The 22,558-nt window shown below is 45.8% G+C and carries 11 protein-coding genes; 4 read left to right on the top strand and 7 right to left on the bottom strand.

Translation table 11 applies throughout. The features are described 5' to 3' along the window. Positions 1 to 5: 5 nt before the first annotated feature. Positions 6 to 3,089: a chondroitinase family polysaccharide lyase gene (locus tag NQ546_RS03225; protein ID WP_039953544.1), complete on the top strand. Its 3,084-nt coding sequence runs from the start codon at positions 6 to 8 to the stop codon at positions 3,087 to 3,089. Positions 3,090 to 3,111: 22 nt separating this feature from the next. Continuing rightward, a complete protein-coding gene (locus NQ546_RS03230) occupies positions 3,112 to 4,470 on the top strand; it encodes a sulfatase family protein (RefSeq protein ID WP_004291912.1) in 1,359 nt (452 codons plus the stop codon). A 17-nt stretch (positions 4,471 to 4,487) separates the two neighbouring features. Here the strand turns inward: NQ546_RS03230 and NQ546_RS03235 are convergent, their stop codons facing one another. From NQ546_RS03235 to NQ546_RS03260, 6 genes are all read right to left on the bottom strand, one after another. Further along, the gene (locus NQ546_RS03235; RefSeq protein WP_004291913.1) at positions 4,488 to 7,370 is read right to left on the bottom strand and encodes a chondroitinase family polysaccharide lyase; all 2,883 of its coding nucleotides are present in this window, start codon (positions 7,368 to 7,370) and stop codon (positions 4,488 to 4,490) included. A gap of 220 nt (positions 7,371 to 7,590) precedes the next feature. Further along, positions 7,591 to 9,210, bottom strand: a complete 1,620-nt coding sequence (locus NQ546_RS03240; protein WP_004291915.1) for a RagB/SusD family nutrient uptake outer membrane protein — start codon at positions 9,208 to 9,210, stop codon at positions 7,591 to 7,593. Positions 9,211 to 9,237: 27 nt separating this feature from the next. Continuing rightward, the gene (locus NQ546_RS03245; RefSeq protein WP_004291916.1) at positions 9,238 to 12,423 is read right to left on the bottom strand and encodes a SusC/RagA family TonB-linked outer membrane protein; all 3,186 of its coding nucleotides are present in this window, start codon (positions 12,421 to 12,423) and stop codon (positions 9,238 to 9,240) included. Positions 12,424 to 12,700: 277 nt separating this feature from the next. Then, a complete protein-coding gene (locus NQ546_RS03250) occupies positions 12,701 to 13,657 on the bottom strand; it encodes a tRNA-dihydrouridine synthase family protein (protein ID WP_004291917.1) in 957 nt (318 codons plus the stop codon). Between the two features lie 142 nt (positions 13,658 to 13,799). Continuing rightward, positions 13,800 to 15,371, bottom strand: coding sequence for a sulfatase-like hydrolase/transferase (locus tag NQ546_RS03255; RefSeq protein ID WP_004291918.1), 1,572 nt, complete (start codon positions 15,369 to 15,371; stop codon positions 13,800 to 13,802). A gap of 111 nt (positions 15,372 to 15,482) precedes the next feature. Beyond that, positions 15,483 to 19,553, bottom strand: a complete 4,071-nt coding sequence (locus tag NQ546_RS03260) for a hybrid sensor histidine kinase/response regulator transcription factor (protein ID WP_004291919.1) — start codon at positions 19,551 to 19,553, stop codon at positions 15,483 to 15,485. A 188-nt stretch (positions 19,554 to 19,741) separates the two neighbouring features. Here NQ546_RS03260 and NQ546_RS03265 point away from each other — a divergent pair, with 188 nt between their 5' ends. Both NQ546_RS03265 and NQ546_RS03270 read left to right on the top strand, forming a co-directional pair. After that, positions 19,742 to 20,827: a phosphotransferase enzyme family protein gene (locus NQ546_RS03265; RefSeq protein ID WP_004291920.1), complete on the top strand. Its 1,086-nt coding sequence runs from the start codon at positions 19,742 to 19,744 to the stop codon at positions 20,825 to 20,827. After that, complete coding sequence (locus NQ546_RS03270) at positions 20,815 to 21,549, top strand: carbohydrate-binding family 9-like protein (protein ID WP_004291921.1); 735 nt, start codon at positions 20,815 to 20,817, stop codon at positions 21,547 to 21,549. The genes NQ546_RS03265 and NQ546_RS03270 overlap by 13 nt, the downstream gene beginning before the upstream one ends. 213 nt (positions 21,550 to 21,762) lie before the next feature. Here the strand turns inward: NQ546_RS03270 and lpxA are convergent, their stop codons facing one another. Then, on the bottom strand, positions 21,763 to 22,530 hold the full coding sequence (gene lpxA, locus NQ546_RS03275; RefSeq protein WP_004291922.1) for an acyl-ACP--UDP-N-acetylglucosamine O-acyltransferase: 768 nt from the start codon (positions 22,528 to 22,530) through the stop codon (positions 21,763 to 21,765). Between the last annotated feature and the right edge of the window lie 28 nt (positions 22,531 to 22,558).

The following is a 22,558-nucleotide window of genomic DNA, read 5'->3' on the forward strand; positions in this document are numbered from 1 at the left end:
TAAACATGATGCAATTTAGTAAATGGACAATGGGAGCAGGAATGCTTCTCGGAACTTTACTGCCGGTAAATGCGGAAGCGCAGGTGGTGAAGAGTGAAAGACTGCTTTCTTTTGAAGAACCGCAAGTGCCGGCCTTTATTTCGGGAACAGGCTCCCGACTAGGTATCAGTGGAGAACATTATAAAGATGGTTTGCATAGTCTGAGTTGGACATTTGATCCGGGTGCTGTGTTGTCTGTCAAGAAAGACCTGAAATTCGAGAAGAAAGATCCTACCGGAAAAGATACGTATCTTTCCGCTTTCATCGTATGGGTGTATAATGAGGAGGCTCAAGACAAAAAAATCCGATTTGAATTTCTGAAGGACGGAAAGAAATGTACTTCTTTCCCGTTTGGTATCAACTTTACCGGTTGGCGTGCGGCATGGGTATGCTATGAACGCGATATGGAAGGCGTGCCCGAAGAGGGAATGAACGAGATGCGTGTGATTGCTCCCGATGTCAAAGGTAAGCTATACTTGGATCATATCATACTTGCCAGCAAGGTGGATGCTCGCCAGCAAGCAGCCGATGTGCAAGTGCCTTTTGTCAACAAAGGAACCACCAACCACTGGCTTGTCATTTACGAACATTCTTTGTGGAAACCCGATATGGCCTTGACTCCTGTCAGCGAGCAGCAGAAGCGGGAGGTACAGGAGATAGAGAAACGTTTCAGGGATATGCTCTATACACCTTCCAAATTTACGGATAAAGAGCTGGGCGGCATCCGCAAGAAATACGATACCTATAAGATCACGTATAAAAATGGGAAGGTTACCGGCTTACCTATTTTTATGGTCAGGCAGGCGGAGGCTTATGAACGTATGATACCTGATTGGAATAAAGATATGTTTACCCGGTTGGGCATGGAGATGAACGAATACTTCAACCTGATGAAGCGCATCGCCATAGCCTATAACAATGCTTCGGATACCGGCGTGAGGGATGAACTGAAACAGAAGTTTCTTGCCATGTACGACCATATTACCGACCAGGGCGTTGCCTATGGCAGCTGCTGGGGCAATATCCACCACTACGGTTACAGCATGCGCGGGCTTTTCGTTTCTTACTTCCTGATGAAGGATGTCCTGCGTGAGGCAGGAAAGCTGAAGGATGCCGAACGTACACTGAACTGGTATGCCATTACCAACGAGGTGTATCCCAAGCCTACGGAAAACGGTATTGATATAGATACTTTCAATACTAAATTGCAAGGCCGTATTGCCAGTATCCTGATTATGGAGAACAGCCCGGAGAAGCTGCAATACCTGCGCTCTTTCTCACGCTGGCTGGATTACGGCTGTCGTCCGGCGCCGGGATTGGCGGGGTCTTTCAAGACGGACGGCGCTTGTTTCCATCACCGCAATAATTATCCCGCCTATGCGGTGGGAGGTCTGGACGGAGCTACGAGCATGATTTATTTGTTGAGCGGAACGGAATTTAAACTATCCGAACTGGCGCATGAGACAGTAAAGAACGTGTTGCTCACCATGCGTTTCTATTGCAACCTGAAACAGTGGCCGCTTTCCATGTCAGGTCGTCATCCCAATGGCAAGGGGGAGTTGGTTCCTATCCAATATGCCACTATGGCTGTTGCCGGCACTCCGGATGGCAAGCAGGCATATGATGCCGATATGGCAGCCGCCTACCTGCGTTTAGCGGCTTATACCGGAATGCCCGATAAGGATGCCCCTGATTATCTGCCGAAGGCTTCTGCCCGGCAGGAGTTGAAGATGAAGGAGCTGCTTGAAGCGCAGGGTTTCCGTCCTGAGCCCGATCCGCAAGGTAATCTTGCATTGGGTTACGGCTGTGTTTCTGTGCAGCGCCGGGATAATTGGATGGCGGTAGTACGTGGACATTCCCGCTATTTGTGGGCTGCCGAACATTATCTGCCCGCCAATTTCTACGGTCGTTATCTGGCACATGGCAGTATGCAGATTCTGACAGGAAAACCCGGTGAAATGGTGACTTTTACTACAAGCGGTTGGCAGGAGAATGGTTTTGACTGGAACCGTATTCCGGGCGTGACCAGTATTCATCTGCCTTTTGAACAGTTGCGTGCCAAAGTGCTGAACGTGGATACTTTCTCCGGCATGGAGGAAATGCTTTATTCCGACGAGGCTTTTGCCGGCGGGTTGTCACAGGCGCGTCTGAATGGCAACTTCGGCATGAAGCTGCATGAACATGACAAGTACAACGGTTCGCATCGGGCCCGCAAGTCTTTTCACTTCTTTGGCGACATGATAGTATGTCTGGGCACAGACATTGAAAATACGAATTCGGAATTTCCTACGGAGACAACCGTTTTTCAGTTGGCAGCCGTAACTCCTGAAGCCCGTCAATATTGGAATGCCTGCAAAGGCGGCGGACAGACTTATATTGATCCGAACGGGGTGGGGTATTACCTTTCCAAGCACTCTATGGCGGATGCGAAATATGAAAGGAATTTCCCGCAAGTCACAGTAGGCGAGCGGAGTGCGAAGCCCACCTCGGGTGATTGGGTCTCCTTGACACTGCAACATGGAAAGGCTCCGGAAGCTGCTTCTTATGAATATGCCGTATTGCCTCATACCGATGCGGCTTCCTTGAAAACATTTGCAAAGAACCCCGCTTATAGAGTTCTCCAGCAGGATCGTAACGCCCATATTGTCCATTCTCTGACGGATAATATCACTTCTTACGTATTGTTTGAAACTCCCCGGTCGCTTCCGGCAGATGGTTTGTTGCAGAAGGCGGACACTTCCTGTTTGGTAATGGTGCGTGAAAATAACGGCAAGCTGTTGCTGACAGTTTCCCAACCGGATCTGGCATTGTACCGCGGTTCGAGCGATGAGGCTTTTGACAAGGATGGCAAGCGGATTGAACGGAGTATCTATTCTCGGCCATGGATTGATAATGATAGTGGGGAAATACCCGTAACCGTTACTTTGAAAGGCTTGTGGCAAGTGGCGGAGACTCCCTATTGCAAGCTTGTTTCAGCAGATAAGAAACAGACCGTACTGCGTTTTACATGCAGGGATGCGGCTAGTTTTGATGTGGAATTACGTAAATAAACTTTTATAGGAGATTTTTACTATGATAGAATTAAAGAATATCATGTTGTTTGCAACAGCTTTTGCCCCTTCATTGACGGGGGCAAAGGAGTTGCCGAATATCATTTATATCGTAACCGACCAGCAGACTGCTTCTGCCATGAGTTGCATGGGGAATGCGGATTTGCATACACCCAATATGGACCGTCTGGCACAGTCGGGTGTCTTGTTTAGGAATGCCTATTGTTCTGCTCCTTTGAGCGGACCTTCCAGGGCGTCCATGTTTACGGGATATACCTCCCACGAGGTTGGCCTTGCACGCAATAATGTGCCTATGGCCGATTCGTTGCGCACTGCTAGTTTGGGCTGGTTGGTGCAAAATGCTGGCTATGAATGTGCCTACGCCGGGAAGTGGCATGTGCATACGCCGTCCATGCCTGATAAGGAATTTGGATTTTCTGCCATTTATCCGCATAATGACAACGGACTGGCGGAGGTTTCTGTCGCTTTCCTTGACCGGAAACATTCCAAACCTTTCTTTCTTGTGGTGGGCTTTGACAATCCTCACAATATATGCGAATATGCCCGTAGCCAGAATCTGCCGTTTGGCAATCTGCCCGAACTCTCTCAAGATGAGTGGCCCGGACTGCCTTCCAACTTTGCCCGTAATCCTTATGATGCCGATGTGATAGACTATGAGCAGGCTTTGAATTACTCGGCTTATCCCACCCGCCATTATTCACCTGATGACTGGCGTCGTTACCGTAGTCTTTATTTTCGGTTAGTAGAGAAGGTGGATGCCGAAATCGGTAAGATTGTCGATGCCATTGACAGGCGGAATTTATGGAGGAATACAGTTGTTATCTTTACGAGCGACCATGGTGACGGAGTAGGAGCGCACCATTGGAATCAGAAATCGGCCCTATACGAAGAAGTAGTGAATGTTCCTCTGATAGTAACCCTTCCCAGAAAGAAGAATGCCGGTAAGGAAATGCCTCAGCTCATTAACGCAGGTGTTGATTTTTTCGCTTCCGTATGTGACTGGGCAGGTATTCCCCTTCCCGGAGGCTTGCATGGCGTTTCTTTTAAGGCTTTGGTGGAAAATGCGGATCCGGAACAGATGCACCAGCCTTATGTCGTTACTGAAACGACATTTGACAAAGGTGTTACACGTGGCTGGGCTTTGCGTACCCCGCATTATAAGTATGTATTATATGATAAGGGGCTTTATCGTGAACAGCTTTATGACATGGAAAAGGATCGTGGCGAGATGCGGAATTTGGCCATAGAGAAGAAGTATCAGGAGATACTTGCACAGCATCGTGCTTATCTGAGTGAATGGATGAAATTACATCATGTAGTTCAGATACGTCCTGAGGTGCACCTGATTCCAGGTATGTAAATTCATCCATTAAAGATTTATTCACGTGATAATGTGAATTCTACGGGTTGCCCATGTTGGCAAGTTACAATGAGAACAGTTTCTGTCTGATTGGAATGTACGGTTATTTTGTTATTGGGAGCTGTACTTCTCCATTTCCCTTTAAGAATTAATTTCTTTTCAATCGGACGGCTGGGCTCTTTGGTCGTGTAGGTTTTCTCGGATATATTCAAGTTCGGATCGCATACACTGAGTAAAAGTTTGGAGCCTGCCTGCTTTTGCATTACCATTGTTTCTGCCGGGATGGAGAGGAATATCTCATCTTTTGCAGGAGAGTAAGCCTCAAAAGCTGCATAGGCGGTAATACCGGTTTGATTGTCGGCGACCACGTGGGCAGTATCATCTTTATGGAGGATCCGGTAGGGTGCTTTCCGACGGACTGCTTTCAACTCTTTAGGTGTGGGCTGTACCAGTACCATGTATTCGTATTGGGCATTTTGCGGTGATACTCCATGATTGATATAGGCAGAGGCAAAGGTTCCCTGTGTTTCAGTGCGGTTTTTTTCGTGTCGCGATACTTGGTGAGCAATTTGTATCTGCACGTCGTTGCCGTTGATAAAATAATAATTATTATATCCGTCCTGAATATAATGGCGTTTTTTGTCATCTAATGTCTGGTGAAAGGCCTCGTTTCTCAGCTTTCCGTCCACATGAATGTCGGTTTTCCCTTTTTGGAATGTACTTTGAAAAAGAGTTGTTTCGGTTGGAAAAGATGCATTGCTGTTACTGATACCTGTGCCTAGGCATATCATACGGTTATCAAAGCAAAAGACTGATTTGCGGGCAACGAAATCCGGAGTAAAGTTTTTCAGGTTGCGTTCCATTAGCTTCATGGCGAACATACCGTTTTTCCCTTCCAATGCACTGCTGCCGGAGAAGTTTTCTTTGGAGTGGGCCATTGTGGTTCCGGGTAGCGGGCTGTCCAATAGTTCGAATGGTAAATGTATGGTGGTTGTTCCAGGCAGACGATTCCAATCCCACCCGTTTTCATCATAGCCGCTGGCTATGCGCGAGGGATATCCCATGATTTGGACGGAACCATAACTTTGGTAACGTCCGTACCGGTTGTCTTTTTTATAGATCTCGGCTCCCCATACGTCGGTAGTATATCCTTTTAAGGTCACCATCCAGTCGTTACGACGGAAGATTCCTGTCGAACCGTAATTGTATACAAAAAAGCCTTGTGGAGCTTTTGCAGGGGTAATACCTTTCTTTTTAAAATATTCTGCTTCCGGAGTATCCTTGTCGCAAAGTCTCAGATAGTCGGCTGCCAAATGGTGGTCGAATGTATTGCCTTCTCCCGATAAATCGCCGGAAAGGGCAAGGTAGGCAAATGCTTTTACGTCATCATCTTTCATGCCACCTCCGAAAGGGTGTCTTCCACTGATGCCGATGCCCCATTCGCGACTGTTGGAGTAGTTGCGCATAGATATAAAAGCGGATTTTAAGACTTGGCGTGCTTCCTGAGTAGGAACGTATTGGGTGTGGCTGGTGAGTGCGATGAACTGTCCCACCATGGCAAGCACTCCGGTAGTATAGGCCGGGTAGAATCCTCCATGATGGAAAGTTGTTCCGTCCACTTTGATTCCTCCTATTGTGCCCGGGCTGTATTGCAAAGAGCCGCTCAACCATCTTGAAAGTCCTGTTAGGGCGCGTGCCCTTTCTCTTTCGTCCACAAACATAAGAGCAGATATGGTTTTGGGCATTAGCAAAGTATGCCAGCTGTCTAAAAGCTCGTCCCGACCATATTGATAAGGTATTCTTGTTTCTTGCAGTGCAGACCAGAAAATGAGTGCAGAAAGAATGTTGTCCCTATTGGGAGCTTTCCAAATGGCATCACGCATCAGCCATGCTGTGGTATATATTTTCCTGATCTGATAACCATAGTGATGGTTGGTCCCCATGCCGCTGCCAAAGGCAAAACCTTGATTGATGGCATAATCCCAGACAAGGAAGTAATTCTTCATGGATTGGGCGGAGTGATTGTAGCAGGCGTCGTATGCAAATCCTGATAGCATATCTTCCAGATCATTTAAGGAGATTTCTCCTTTTTGGCGGTTTAGCTCATCGGGGGCGACAATAGGAGCGCCGGTGAAACCATTTCCGGATGGGCGGATAGCAGCTGTTTTGAATGTATTATAGGCTTTTGACACATCTTTTCGAGGCGCTTTTTTAATGTCAAGCGCCTCGGTAAGTCGCGCTTCTATGGTAGCCAGCTCTTGTTTTTCGGTTGTGGTCAGTGCTTTGCTCAAAGGTAGGTCGTATCGGTATTGTTCCCACTGCCAGACACGACACCAATGCCATAGATCGCGATAAGTAAGCGAGTTGTTGGTCGGCATTTGTAAATCCGGAGTAGTGCGGTCATTAATTTTCTGTACCGGGAAGGTCAGACGGTCTAAAAAGATACGTCCTGTGCGGTTGGGAGCAACGATGCGATATCCGGCTATTTCTTTTTCTTTTTTATCTCCCTGCATGTATTTGAAGCTTATCCAGCAGGCACGCCATCCGGCAGAATACAGCCGGAAGCCAAAATGGTAGGAAACGTGTCCCGTAGGAGAATAAAACTCAAAACGCAAGGTGTCTTGCTGAGGCTCTTCATTGTAAATCCATAAAGTAATTCCATTGTCGTCATTCAAGGTAAAGACAGATTCGGACGGAATGTTTAATATACTGTTTGGGGAGAAGTTCCATTCCAGGCTTTTATTACCCTCCTTATAGTATAATGAAGATAAAGCTAACTCTTGTCCATTGGAACTCTTGAAGTTTTGGGGAACTTCTTTTTCAAAGCCTGTAAGTTGTGCAACAGCAGGCGAACTGAAGTAGAGTAAGATTAGAAATAGTAGAACGTTTTTCTGCGTCATAGCTATCAAAATAATTTAAGGTGATTAATTTATATATTGCAAAACTACGGAATATTGCTCTTATTATGTGTGCAGATTGTACAAAACAGGTAGATAAATCATTCATTCGGGCAGAAAAAGAGGAGAGGAACCTTGCGGGTTACTCTCCTCTTTAAAATAAAATTGATTAAGGTCTATTTTACTATTGATAAGAGACGGTAAGGTTAGAAGTCTTGCGGCTTTATTTCCACCATTTGTTTTGTTCCAGTTTGGTGTTTACAGACAGTTCCTTATTGGGGATAGGATAGAACTGATGTTTTTCTTCTGTTTTGGCCGCAACAGTACCGGCAAAGTTGTATTTACCACCGGTCTTATCTGCTTTGACATCACTTTGAGACTGTGAGTTCCAGCGTTTGTCGGCCGCTGCTGCTCCTAATACGTTCTGCATTCTGTCAGTGTATATGCCCCAGCGCACCAAATCGAACTTGCGGATAGACTCAAAACAGAGTTCGCGTGCACGTTCATCGCGCACCTCCTGTTGGAACTGATCATAAGAGAGGTTTTTCACTTCGGGGATGCCTGCACGTTTGCGTACAAGATTTAGGGCTGTATAAGCCAAGTCTGTGGGTTGTTTGTTTACTTCGTTCTCAGCCTCTGCCAGCATCAGCAAGACGTCAGCATAGCGTAGAATCGGATAGTTTTCGGGAGTCCAGTTTTTATTTTTGGCTTCGGCTGTTTCCCATTCGCGGCGGAACTTTCCGCAACGGCGCATGGTAATTTCATGTTTTTTCCATTTCACTTGTGCATCTTTTGCATTCAGGTAATAAGGTGCCATGGAAAGGTCACGACGTTTATCTGTGCTATTTTTCTCGAATAAGTCCCAAAGTACCAGTGTGCCTGCGTAGAAAGCGTAGGTATAACCTTTACCTGACGCTTCACCGTTTCTTTGCGCGTTACCGATGGTATTGCCAATACGGCTTTCTGTATAGTTATTGTCCAGACGGGTTCCTATAAATTCCACTTCCCAGATGGATTCGTTATACTGGGTGTCATACTTATCCGTAGCCATACATTTCCACATGGCATATACATCGGGATTCAAATCATGTTTTTTGGATTTATAGACTTCGTTGGCATATTGGGCTGCTTTTTTGTAGAAAGCCTCTCCGCCATTGGACGGTGCTCCTGCCCGCCATAAGCACACACGTGCCAGAATACCATATACGGTGTTCTCTTTTACGTGAGAAGGACTTTTATCATATTCTTTATTGTCAACTAAAGAAAGGCAGTCTTCCATTTCCTCAATAATCCAGTCTAAGGCTTCAGCGTGGGGGGTGGCCGGTATGCTGGCAGCATTAATGTCGTCTAAAGACTGCTTGCGGATAGGAACTTCATAGAAAGCTTGTACCAGCAGGAAATGATAATAGGCTCGGAGGAATTTTGCTTCACCTTTAATCCTGTTTTTTATAGGTTCATCCATCTCTGCTTTATCGATATTTTCAAGCAGGCCGTTGGCATTTTTAATTCCGGTATATAATTGCGCCCAGATATCCCAGATCTCTTTGGTGCTGCTGGTATAGTCATTTGCCCATAGTTTTCCGGAAAAATTGGAGTTACGGGTGTAGTAGCTTAGGTCATCAATATTCGTCATTTCTGTTGAATAGAAATTTCCATAAAGGATATTGGTGGCCATTGGATAGTATACGGCAGCAAGTGCCATTGTACATTCAGACTCGTTTCTGTAGAATGTAGTGGGAGAAACAAAGTCGAAAGGTTCGGTTTCGAGGAAGTCGCATGAAGTCATAGAGAATACTCCAATGATGACAAGGGCTTTTCTGAGGATATTATAGAATTTTTCCATAATTGCTTTTGTTTTATACGTTTGTAATTAGAAAGTAAGGTTTACTCCGATAGAAGCGTTGAATGAACGAGGGTATGCCGACCAGTCAAAGCCCGGGGTCAAAACGGAGTTACGTGTAGAAACTTCCGGGTCGGAACCTGAATATCCTGTAATAGTCGCAATGTTTTCTGCAGAAACGAATACTCTGGCAGAACTGATATGCGCTTTCTTCAACATGGCTGCGGAGAAATTATAACCTAAGGAGATTGTTTTCAGTTTTAGGAATGAACCGTCTTCCACATAAAGGGAACTGTATTCATTGGAACCGAGGGCGTTTGCACGCGGCATGTCGCTGCCGGAGTTTTCAGGAGTCCAACGTCCGGCATAAGATGCAAACATGTTGGTGTTCTTCTTTTTGGCAGGGTTCTCGAAAACCATACGGTTGGCATTCAAGATATCGTTTCCTAAGCTCCATTGCAAAAAGATGCTGAGGTCCCAATTCTTATACGTAAAACTGTTTGTGAAACCGCCTGTACATTTGGGAAGGCCGTCACCGATGGTTGTACGGTCGTCATCTGTAATAACACCGTCGCCTGTGTCGGGAATACCGTCACCATTGGTATCTATGGTCGGCATGTCTTTGTATTTAGGATCGCCGGGCTGGCAGTCCTTCACATAAGCCGGGATTCCTTCTTTAAGGGTGTATACTGTCTTTCCGTTTGCTCCTGTGGTAACATTGAAGTCGGATTCTTTATACGTACCTTCATAGATGAAACCATACATTTTGCCTGCCGATTCTCCTATACGGCTGACATATGCGGGCATGGTTTTATATTTGTTATCCCAACTCACATAGCTGGTAATTTCGCCTTTGCCTTCTGTCAGTGCGGTGATCTTATTGGAGTTGAATGCTATATTGAAGTTGGAAGTCCAAGAGAATTTCTTGTTCTTCATATTAATGGTTTCTAAAGTAACTTCAAGACCTTTATTTTCGAGTTTTCCTACGTTGAGTGTCGCGCTTGTGAACCCGGAGCTTCCCGGAACGTCGGCCTGAAGGAGCAAGTCTTTGGTTGTCTTTATATAATAATCGGCAGTCAGATTGATGCGTCCGTTGAGGAAGCCTAAATCCAAACCGAAGTCGAACTGTTCGGTTGTTTCCCATTTGAGTTGTGAGTTGGCCTTATTGGAAATATGGAAACCAGGGGTAAAGGAACTGTTCCATGGATATTTGTAGACATCATCGCTGGTTATCAGTTTAGCCATATAATCAAAGTCGCCTACACGATTATTACCGGTCTGGCCGTAGCTGATACGTAATTTTCCGTTGGATAGCCAAGAGGCGTTTTCCGAAATAAAGGCTTCACGACCAAACGCCCATGCTACGGATCCGGAAGGGAAATATCCCCAACGGTTGTTTTTCGGGAATTTGGAAGAACCGTCAGCACGCATGGAAGCAGTGATGTAGTATCTTGAGTCAAAATTGTAATTGATACGGCCAAAATAGGACATCATCTTGTTTTCTCCCTGATTGCTTTCGATTGTCTGGTTAGTTCCTTTGTCCAGGCCTGCCATTCCAAAAGATTCATTACTGATGTGTTCGGTTGCCACAGAATGGGCGTAGTCACTGTTCTTTTGTAAACTCAAACCTGCCAATGCGTTCATGCTGTGACGGTTCTTATTGAACTGATAGGTCAAGGTGTTCTCGTTTAGATAGCTTCTGAATTCATACTGGTACAATTTGGCATTGATGCCTTTACTTTGCGTATTGGAGGGATGGGAGTTTCCCGTACGGGTATTGGGACCGTTGAATTCTTCTTTCTTGAGGTCGCGGCTTGAATAGCCTGCCGAAACCTTGAACTTTAAGTTTTTAATGATTTCATACTCTGCACTGAGGTTTGCCTGCAATGTATTAGTGGTATTTTTCCGGTATTCATTTTTTGCTGATAATACGGGATTAAAACGATAATCCTCCGCCATATCAATGTCTGTGTCATAGATCTCCTCCATTAAATCGGCTCCTGAGGGTGATACGGGACGATATGCCCATACACTGTACATGAAGGCTGTAGACATGGATGAAGTATTGGTAGAAGGATTGGGACCGTTTTGCACTGTGCTGGCAAAGTTTGCGTTAGCGTCTACCTTCAATCTTTTATTGAATTGTTGGCTCAAATTGACACGTGCCTGGTATCTGCTCAGGTCTGAATTGATAATAACACCCTGCTGGTTGTTGTAAGAGACTGATGTGGAATATTTCAAATCTCCAGCATTGCCATTCAGGAGTACGTGGTGGTTGTGGCTTAAAGCGGTACGATAGATTTCTTTCTGCCAATCGTAGGATTTGAAATTACGGTAATCTTCCAATGTAAGCCCGTCTTTCAGATACATGTTGGTGAAATCTTCTGTACCCATGATTTCTTGTTGGAGCTTGACGAATTCATATCCATTCATCATTTCGGGGGTATTGTTTACCAAACCTACTGTGAAACTTCCATTGTAGGAGATAGTCGGTTTGCCTGCTTTTCCCTTCTTCGTTGTGATGATGACCACACCATTGGCACCGCGCGAACCGTAAATGGCAGTAGCTGAAGCGTCCTTTAAAACATCAATCGATTCAATGTCGTTGGGGTTCAAAGAGCCCATGTTGGATGTTTCCTGTGGAAAACCGTCAATGACGTATAAAGGAGCCGTACTTTGGGTCAATGAACCGGCACCGCGGATAACAATATTGAAGTTATCCCCCAGACCGCCGTCTGTCGATGAAACCTGTACACCGGCAATACGTCCGCCTAAGGATTCGGCGACGTTGTTGACAGGGGTTTTAGTCAATTCTTTGATGTCTGCTTTGGCGATGGAACCTGTCAGGTCCTTGCGGCGGACATCGCCATATCCCACAGCAACGACAACGACTTCTTGCAGTTGTTGGGCGTCTTCTGTTAAATTGACAGTGAATTTCTTTTGGTTGTTTACGGGGATTTCCTGTGTCTGATAGCCGATAAATGAAACTACCAATACCGCTTTGGAAGGTACATTGGATAGGGTGAAGTTGCCATCAAGGTCGGTTATACAACCGTTGTTGGTTCCTTTTACAAAGACAGATGCGCCGATGACAGGACCGAAGTTATCATTTACAGTACCTGTAACGGTCAATGCCTGTGCATTGGTTTGTGTTACGAAAAAGACAAAAAGCAATACTGTACTTAATGCCCTCAAAAAGATCAGCTTCTTTTTCATAAATATTGGTTTAATTGATTAATAAGGTTATAATTCCATTTCTGTGAGTACAAAATCACAGTGCAAAAATATTAATATGATAGGGCAGATATATAAGGTAATCGTTCGGAAATAGTCTAATTTTGTACATGATAGTAGTGTTATAGGGGCTCTGGGAGGAGGTTTGGCCTATAATTACAGTATAATAAAAAAACAATCTGTGGATAGAAGGTTATTCATAGATTGTTTTTCATTTTCATGTGAGAAAACCGGTGCTTTTAGGATTGTAGTTCCCGTTTCATTTATATGAAGAAAGTAAATTATTTACTGCTATCCGGTAATTGGCTAATTTACTGGTTTTGTGTATGGCTTTTTTTGCTTTACGGTTTCCGTCGGGCATCAGGTACTCCCAAAAACTTTTCATTTTCATTAGCAACTGTGTTTCTCCGCCTTGCAGTAACTCTTCATAGGTGCTGTAAACTTCTGCATGCAACTGTCCTACTTTCTCAATTATCTCATCGGGAGAGAGCTTTTTCCCTTGTCGGTATTCCCATGCCAGGGCAGGATTGGCGAGCAGGCCACGTCCTATGACTACTCCTGCCAATTTTGGAAAGCGTTCTGTAATCGTTTGTATATCTTCCACTGTATGCAGGTCTCCATTGTATAATAAAGGCTTTTCGCACCCGTTATAAAAAGCCTCAAATCCACTTAAATCCACCTCTCCCTTGTATTGTTGTTTCCCTAAACGCGGATGTAGGATGATATGTGTCAAAGGAAGGGCATTGAACAATGGCAGCAGTGCGAGGCATTCTTCTGCATTTTCCCAACCCAGCCGGAGTTTGACGGAGAAATGGATTTGAGGGTATTTTTCTATTGCGGCGGTCAGCAGATCTTTTACCTCGTCCGGATACGGCAACATTCCGGCGCCATTGTGACGTTTGGCCAACATTGGGAAAGGGCATCCCAAGTTGATATCTGCTTCCTGATAATTGTTCTCGATGAAAAGAGTGATTATCTGTTCCAGCTTGTCGGGCTGTGATGCAATCAGCTGGGGAATCAGGTGTATTCCTTCCCGGTTATTCTTCGAACTTATATCGCGTGCGTCTTTACGACGGATCTCACCATGTTCCACACGTACAAAAGGGGAATAGTAAGTGTCGATGCCACCGAATATACGGGCGTGTGCCAGCCTATATACCGCGTCTGTATAGCCTTGGAGCGGAGCGAAATGTATAGGTAATAAATTATTGTTCATGGCTGCAAAGATACGTTTTTATTCCGTATCTTTTATGAAGAGGGCGATATTCTAAAAAGAGAGAAGAATCTCACGATCCTTCTCTCTCATTCAAGTGTAATCAATTAAAGTCTTTTAATTGATTATCGACATAGAGATTAGGTTAGAAGTTTTGTGTCTGTCGATATTGTTGGTTCTTTGCGCTTTTCACTTCTTCCAATAGGGCGGAGAGTGTTTTTACTTTATCCGGATGGTCCTTAGCCACGTTGTTTTTCTCGGAAGGATCAATGGACAGGTTATAAAGTTGGGGTTCGGGATTGTTTCCCATTTCTATTTTTGTCCAGTATTCCAAGGCCGGTTTGTTGCTTGGCTCGATATACTTCCAGTTATGCTGGATGATGGATAGGGTATTGTTCAGGTTTTGTTGCACTATGTAGTTGCACCCGGCGGTATCCGTACCGAGGAAGCTATCAAGCTGGTCGCGGCTGTCGGGGGCGACACCTGTGGGAAGCTGATGATCCAGCAGGGCTGCGAATGAAGCATATACATCAATCATGGAGAATAGGGCCTGTTGTTTGCCCGGTTTGATCCCATTGGGCCAGCGGACAATGAATGGAATACGGGTGCCGGCATCGAACGAGCTGTACTTGCCGCCACGATAATGTTTCATGGGCGTGTGTCCGTTCAGCAATTCGAGAGCTTGGTCCTGATAACCGTCGTCAATGACAGGCCCGTTGTCGCTGCAAAATACGAAGATTGTATTGTCGGCAATGTTCAAGCTGTCGAGGGTACGCATAATTTCACCAACTGTCCAGTCCAATTGCAGAATGACGTCACCGCGCGGTCCTAAACCGCTTTTCCCTGCAAAGCGTGGGTGAGGAACGCGGGGAACATGTACGTCTTGTGTGCCCATATACAGGAAGAAAGGTTCATTCTTATGTGAAATGATGAAATCTTTAGCTTTGCCGGTAATAATGTCTGCAATGTCCTCATCTACCCAGAGGGCCGATTTGCCGCCGGTCATCCAGCCAATGCGGGGAATACCGTTAATAATGGTATTATTGTGTCCCTGACTGGGCTTCATTTTTACTGATTCTGGATTTTCAAGCCCGGTGGGCCAGTCGCCTACTTTGTGATTATAATTGACGGTGATAGGATCTTTGGGATCGAGTCCTACAACATGGGCGTTTTCTACGAAAACACAGGGTACGCGGTCCACAGTAGCAGGAATTATAAATTCGTAGTCGAAACCGATGTCTTGCGTATTCGGCTTGATTTCATGGTTGAAGTCCGTTCCGCCCTTAGGCCCCAATCCCAGGTGCCATTTGCCAACAGCTCCTGTGCAATAGCCTTCTTCTTTGAACATATCAGCCATTGTAACGCAGGCTGTGTCGATGATCAGTTCGGAGTTACCCGGAGCGATGCCGGTATTTTCTTGTCTCCAGGGGTACATACCTGTCAACAGGCCGAAACGGGAGGGAGTGCTTGTGGAGGAAGTGGCATAAGCGTTGGTAAACTGCATACCTTGACCGGCAAGGCGGTCGATATTCGGAGTGCTTACTTTTGTGGCGCCATAGCAGCTAAGGTCGCCAATGCCCAGATCATCCGAAATAAGATAGATGACATTTGGCTTTTGCAATTGGCTGCTTGGAGCTGTCTGTTTGGAATGATTGCCACATCCCGCCAAGAGGATTGCGCTTGGGAGATATGGTAGGAGGTTAGATAAATGTTTCATAGTCTTTGGGCTTTAAAGTTTGATTTCCGCTCCAAAGGTATGTGCTCTTTTCCAACCTCTGTGTATAGAATAGTACACACAGAGGCATGAAAAGTCCAAAACATGTAAAACCTATTCTTCGCTCCCTTCCTCTTCCTTTTCCTTGTCGTCTTCCTCTCCCTTGCGGTACGCCAGCGGACTGACATGATAGACATCTTTGAAGCACTTGCTGAAATAGCGTGAAGAGCTGAATCCTATCCTGTCGGAGATCTCTGTGATGTTTAGTTCCGGGTTATTGCGTAGCATCAGGGCGCCCTTTTTTAAGCGGATAGTCAGAATAAAGTCATTGGGAGTCTGTCCGGTGATTGCTTTTAACTTGGTGAACAGGTTGGTGCGTGCCATTGCCATTTCCCTGGCAAAGACATTGACGTTGAATTCCGTATCATCCAGATGTTGTTCGATGATAGCCATGGCGCGGTCCAGAATATCTTTGTCAATCGGGTTTGTAGCGAGCATTTGGGCGGCTGCCTGCGGCTGTTTGCTGAATTTCTCCTGTAAGAGGATACGGGAGTTCACCAAGTTGTTGCAGCGGGAAATCAGTAGGCTTGTGTTGAATGGTTTGGTAATGTAGTCGTCCGCACCGATGCGCAAGCCTTCGATATTCTGCTCGATAGCGGTACGTGCGGTCAACAATACTACGGGAATATGGCAGGTGTTGAAATCGTTTTTTATAAGTTTGCACAACTCTGTTCCCGACATTTTGGGCATCACCACGTCGCTTACCACAATGCAGGGCATCTCGTTGCGCACCAGTTCCCAGCCTTCTTCTCCGTTGGTAGCTGTCAGTATCTGGTAGAATGGTTTGAAGATATTGGCGAGCATTTCCCGGATGGAATCGTTGTCTTCTACGATTAGCATTTTAGCATCCGGAATACGCTTGATGGGTGCATTTTCCTCAAGTTCCGTTTTCAGGAAAGCATCTGTTTCCGGTTTAGGTATTTCTATTTGTTGCACACAATCCGGGTTGGGGTTGATTTGCTCTGCGTCAAAAACTCCGTTGCCTAAACGCAGGGTGACAATAAAGCTGGTTCCCTTGCCGAGTTCGCTTTCTACGCGGATAGTGCCATGATGCAGCTCTATGATGCCCTTGGTCAACGCCAGTCCGATGCCCGTACCGCTTTTCCCGGCATCGGTGGAGTTAACCGGATCTATCTGATAGAAACGGTCGAATATCTTGTCGATTTCTTTTGCATCGATGCCGCTTCCTGTATCTTTTACGCGGATCACAACGTTGTCTTCCTCTTTTTTCACGCTGAGCGTAATGGTATCTTCCTCCTCCGTATGCTTAATGGCATTGGATAAAAGGTTGTTGATGACTTTCTGCATCTGCTTTTGGTCGTACCACACTTCAAGTTCGTCGGTTTCTTTCTCGAAGTTGAAGTTGATGCGTTTTGCGCTGGCATATTCGAGGAACAGCAGATAGTTTTCATATAGAAAATTCACGATATTGTGCGGGCTGACCTTTATCTTCATATGTCCTTGCTCTTGCTTGCGGAAGTCGAGCAATTCGGTGATCAGTTCGCGTAGCTGGATGCTGTTCTTATAAATGCCTAATATCTTGTTATAAATGGCGGGTGTGAAGTTCTGTAATTGCAGAAGGGTTTCCACCTGGCCCACGATCAGCGTCAGCGGAGTGCGGAACTCGTGCGAGATGTTGGTGAAGAAGCGCAGTTTGGACTGGTTTAATGCTTCTACATCCTGAATGTGTTTTTGCTCATATTTCAGGGACTCTTGCAGTTTGATTCTGGATTTGTAGGTACGTATCAGGTACCATAACACTGCCGTCGTTAGGATGAGGTAGATGAAGTAGGCAAAGGTTGTTCTGTAATACGGAGGTAGTATATGGATGATGAGCCTCGCTTGTGGGCAAAGGCTTTCATCCTTTTCTTCCGGTTTGATGAGCAGGGTGTAAGTGCCCGCATTCAGATTGGTATAAGTTATGGAGTGCAGTCCACGCGTATTGGTCCATTCGTCGGAGAAGCCCTCCAGTTTATAAATGATATCGTCTTTGTTGGCAGGTATGTAGTTGGATGTGGCAAACTCTATGCTGAACATGCTTTGGTCTGCATTGAGCGTTATCTCCCGGGTGTGGCACAAGGAGTGTTGCAGGATACCGGTTTTGTCCCCTGCGTGTATTTCCTGTCCGTTGACGATGAGGCGTGAAAGGATGATGTTATAGGGTTTTGGTGTAAAGTTCAGCTCCATTTCATGAAAAGAAATCATGCCCTGTACGCCACCCAGGAAAATTTCGCCATCGCGGGTGATGCAGAGCGAATTCTCGTTGACGGCTGTCAGCGGAAACCCATTTTCGGCGCTGTAATTCTTAATATGCATGTTCTGATAGTCAAAAATGGAGAAGCCTTGGTTGGTGATAAGCAGTAATTTGCCACTGGCGGCAGACTCTTGCGTCTCGTAGACGCAGTCGCTGGCAAGGCCGTTTTTCTCTTTGTCGAAGTTTTCGAAGTCATTGTTTGCAGGATGATATAGATCCAGGCCGCTGCCCGAAGTGGAGAACCACAGGTGGCCTTGACTGTCCTGCATTATATTGTTTACGTTGTTGTTACTAAGGCTGTTCGGATTGGCGGAGTCATGGCGGTAGTTGGTCAGTTTCCGGGTGTCGAAACGATAGCTGAACACGCCTTCTCCGGTGGCGGCAATCCACAGGGTACTTTCCGAATCGAGTAGTATATCCGCCACCATTTTTATGGATTTCCCCTCTTTGCTGTCTTTAAACAGTTGCCGGCACTTTCCGCTGTCTGGCTCAAAGAGACACACTCCGTTTTGAGTCGCTACAATCAAGAGGTCCTTGTAAGGAATGATGTCGCGGACAATATCCGAAGGGAGAGTTTGCCGGTTGTTATCTTCCATGCGGTAATGGGTAAAGTGCCCGGAGCGTATGTCCAGTCTGTTCAGACCGCCCAAGTGAGTGCCTATCCATATAATTTCTTTGTCGGCATCGTAATAAAGTGCTTTCACATTATTGTGCGATATACTGTTGCGTCCTTCTTGAGGGCGGTACCATTTGAATTCGCGTGTACGGCGGTTGAAATAGTTCAGGCCGCCGCCTTCGGTTCCTATCCATAGGTTGCCGTTTTTATCTTCGATGGTACGCCCTACGACGGGGTTGCTCAGTCCTTGCTTTTCGTTGGAAGAATAAGAGTAGCGGGTATAGATTTCATATTCCGGATTGAAGTAGTTGACACCGCCAAAGTAAGTTCCCAGCCAGAGCGTGCCTTGATTGTCTTTTACAATGCACCAGATGGAAGAGTGTGTAAGGCCGTCGCTCTGTATGTCGTTGGCGGTATGGTTTTGGAACAAACCGGTACTTTTGTTGTAACGGTTCAGTCCGTTGAAGGTGCCTATCCATATATTTCCCAGATTGTCCTCGCAACAGGCCCTGACGAAATTAGAAGAAAGGCTGTGCGGGTTCTTGGCATCGTACTTGAAGTTTTCGATCTTTCCGTCTGTCTTTACATGGAACAGTCCCTCTTCCCAGCTACCAATCCATAATTCTCCTCCGCTGTCCCGATAGAAACTGATGATATTCCCTTTCCGAATGGGGTGTTCCAGTTCTTTTTTGTCTATATTCAGGCGGTATACACCGTTGGTGGTAGTGCCTATCCATAAATAACCTTTGTCAATGTGCATGCAAAAGATATCCAGACTGCCGTTGGGCAACTGATAGTAGAGATCGAAGTTGGCGGTCTCTTCATTGTACCGGTAGACTTCGTTCTTTTTACCGATGAAAAGGCCGTTATTGTAGTAGATGCTGTTGATGCTCCCTTGCAGTAAGGTTGTGAATTTTTGGGTGATAAGGTTGAACTCGGCTACTCCGTCGGTGCAGAGCAGATAGATGCTTCCGTTGCGGTTGCCCACAATACGCAGTACTGTATTGCAGAAAAGGCTGTTAGGATCGTTCTTTTGTAATTTATAGGTCTTTATGTCTTCCCCGTTGTAGCGGTTCAGCCCTTCGCGCGTGCCAATCCATAGAATACCGCTTTCGTCGATGTACAGACTGTTTACGGAGAATTGCGATAGCCCGTTGTCAGTGGTAAGGTGGTTGAAAGTAATGTTCTGGCCATATACATTTGCGAAAGCCATGCCCGCTAAAATGAAGAGTAGTCTGATGATAAGCTTCTGCACGTTGAGTCATTTTTAAGGTTTCAGTTACAAATATATGAATATTTTAGGCAAAGAATCTCATTTATTATTTGGATTTTGAGGTTATGTCTGCTTAAATGTATAAATTTGGAACTTCATCGAACAATTATAAACTGATTATACCTAATAAAGAAGGTATATTTGTACCATAAATTAATCTCTTAATTATCATGAAAGACCTTTTATCTATCGTATCTCATTTCCAATTAACAGGTACAGTGCAAGAAATCAAGCCCTTAGGAGCCGGGCTTATCAATGACACGTATAAAGTAACCACACTCGAAGTCGATGCGCCCGATTACGTATTGCAGCGCATCAATCATGCCATTTTCCAAGATGTAGAGATGTTGCAGGCAAATATCAATGCCGTAACCACTCATATCCGCAGGAAACTGGAAGAAAAAGGTGAAGGCGATATCGAGCGTAAGGTGCTCCATTTCCTTCCTGCCGGCAATGGAAAGACTTATTGGTTCGACGGCGGGAATTACTGGCGTGTCATGGCGTTTATTCCCAATGCGAGGACATACGAAACGGTCAATCCCGAATATTCATACTATGCCGGTGCGGCTTTCGGCAACTTCCAGGCCATGCTTGCCGATATTCCCGACCGTCTGGGTGAGACAATCCCCAATTTCCACAATATGGAATTCCGTTTGAAACAGCTTCGTGACGCTGTGGCGGCCGATGCTGCCGGACGTGTGGGGGAAGTGCGGTATTTTCTGGATGAAATTGAGCGTCGCGCCGATGAAATGTGCAAGGCGGAACGCTTGCATCGTGAAAACAAGTTGCCCAAGCGTGTTTGCCATTGCGATACGAAAGTCAACAATATGATGTTCGATGAAAACGGCAATGTGCTCTGCGTCATTGATCTCGATACGGTGATGCCCAGTTTTGTATTTTCCGACTTTGGCGATTTTCTGCGTTCGGGAGCCAATACGGGGCTGGAAGATGACAAAGACCTCTCCAACGTGAATTTCAATATGGAGATATTCAAGGCTTTCACAAAGGGCTATCTGGAGTCGGCCAAATCTTTCCTGCTGCCGGTGGAGATAGAGAATTTGCCTTATGCGGCCGCATTGTTCCCCTATATGCAATGTGTGCGTTTCCTTGCCGATTACATTAACGGTGATACATACTATAAGATTCAATATCCGGAACACAACCTGGTGCGCACCAAAGCGCAGTTCAAATTGCTGCAAAGCGTGGAAGAGCATACTCCGGAAATGCAAGAGTTCATTGCCTCATGTATTCGATAAGATATATGATAGCAGCGGTAATGGGGTGCTGTGTTTTCCCCTTATTCGCGTTAACCCCCAAAAATAAGATGATGAAAGAACTGGATGTCAAGAAAGTGAGCATGGCAAACATACCGGTGGAATCGGTTCCTGCTCTTTTGGATGAAGAAAAAGTGGCTTTTCAGCCGGTTAATACAGTGAACTGGGCGGCATATCCGTATTGTCCGGATGTCAAATTCCGCATGGCTTATGCGGATAATGCTATCCTGATTCATTATAAAGTGAAAGAAAACAGCATACGTGCCGTAGCGGGCAGGGACAACGGGCCTGTCTGGGAAGATTCGTGTGTGGAGTTCTTCTCCGTTCCTGCGGAAGACGGGGTGTATTATAATATGGAATGTAACTGTGCGGGACGCTTGCTTATCGGTGCGGGAGCAGGGCGGAACGGTCGCAGGCATGCGCCGCAGGAGGTGCTCGATAAGGTGCAGCGCTGGTCTTCTTTAGGGCGTGAGGATTTTGAGGAGCGGGTAGGAGAGTGTAGCTGGGAAGTAGCTTTGGTGATACCTTATTCGGCTTTCTTCATGCATAACATCACCTCACTGGGTGGTAAGACGATTCGTGCCAACTTCTATAAATGCGGTGATAAGTTGCAGACTCCCCATTTCTTGTCGTGGAGTCCCATTGATTTGGAAAAACCGAATTTTCATTGTCCGGAATTCTTCGGAGAATTGCATTTCGAGTAAGAGGGAACCACTATCCTATGGCAACCTGCCGGCTTCGTAGGGGATAGTTGCTTCCGTTGCCATTCAGTCTTAAAATAAAAGTTTTATTCTTATAAATGAAGGTTTGATTTATAAGAATAAAACTTTGGTTTTTATGAATGAAGCTATCATTCTAACTCTCCGTAGCGGCTACGGAGAGTTTGGAATGTGGAGACATGCTATACGTACGGGGAACTACTTCGCTATACCTTTGGAGTTACGGATAAAGTTGATGATGTTGTGTATCTCGTCACTCATCGGGACCTGGTCTTCAATCTTTTGCAGGGCATCCTGCACACTGAAGTTTCCTTGATACACCAGGCGGTAAGCATTTACGATATGGCGCAGAATACGGTCGGTGACCTGATGCTTGTGTTGGAGCACCATTGCATTGATGCCATGGTATTCTGCCGGGTTGCCATTCATAATGATATAAGGCGGCACATCTTTTGCAATGCGGCAACCTGCCTGAATCAGCACCCAACTACCGATGTGGCAGTTCTGATGCAGGATGACATTGCTGCTCAGGATCGTGCAGTCGTCTATGCGGCAGTCGCCTGCCACTGTGCTCTTGATGCCCAATACGCAGTGATTGCCAATTTGTACGTCGTGGCAGAGGTGTACGCCGTCCATTAGATAGTTGTTGTCACCGATGCGCGTGCAGCCGCTTTCGTGTGTCGCACGACTGATAACCACATTTTCACGAATGTCGTTGTTGTCGCCGATAATCAATCGGCTTTCTTCGCCTGTGTAATGAAAATCCTGTGGCTCACTACCCAGTACGGCACCATGATGTACCTTGTTTCCTTTACCTAAGCGAGTACCCTTGAGGATACTTGCATTTGACATAATCACGCAGTCATCACCGATTTCCACATCTCTTTCGATGTAAGCGAAAGGCTGAATGGTCACATTCTTACCGATTTTAGCGGTTGAATCTACAGATGCTAATGGACTAATCATGTTTTCTAATTTTGAATTATGAATTTCG

The sequence above is a fragment of the Bacteroides eggerthii genome (genome assembly GCF_025146565.1).
Taxonomy (GTDB): domain Bacteria; phylum Bacteroidota; class Bacteroidia; order Bacteroidales; family Bacteroidaceae; genus Bacteroides; species Bacteroides eggerthii.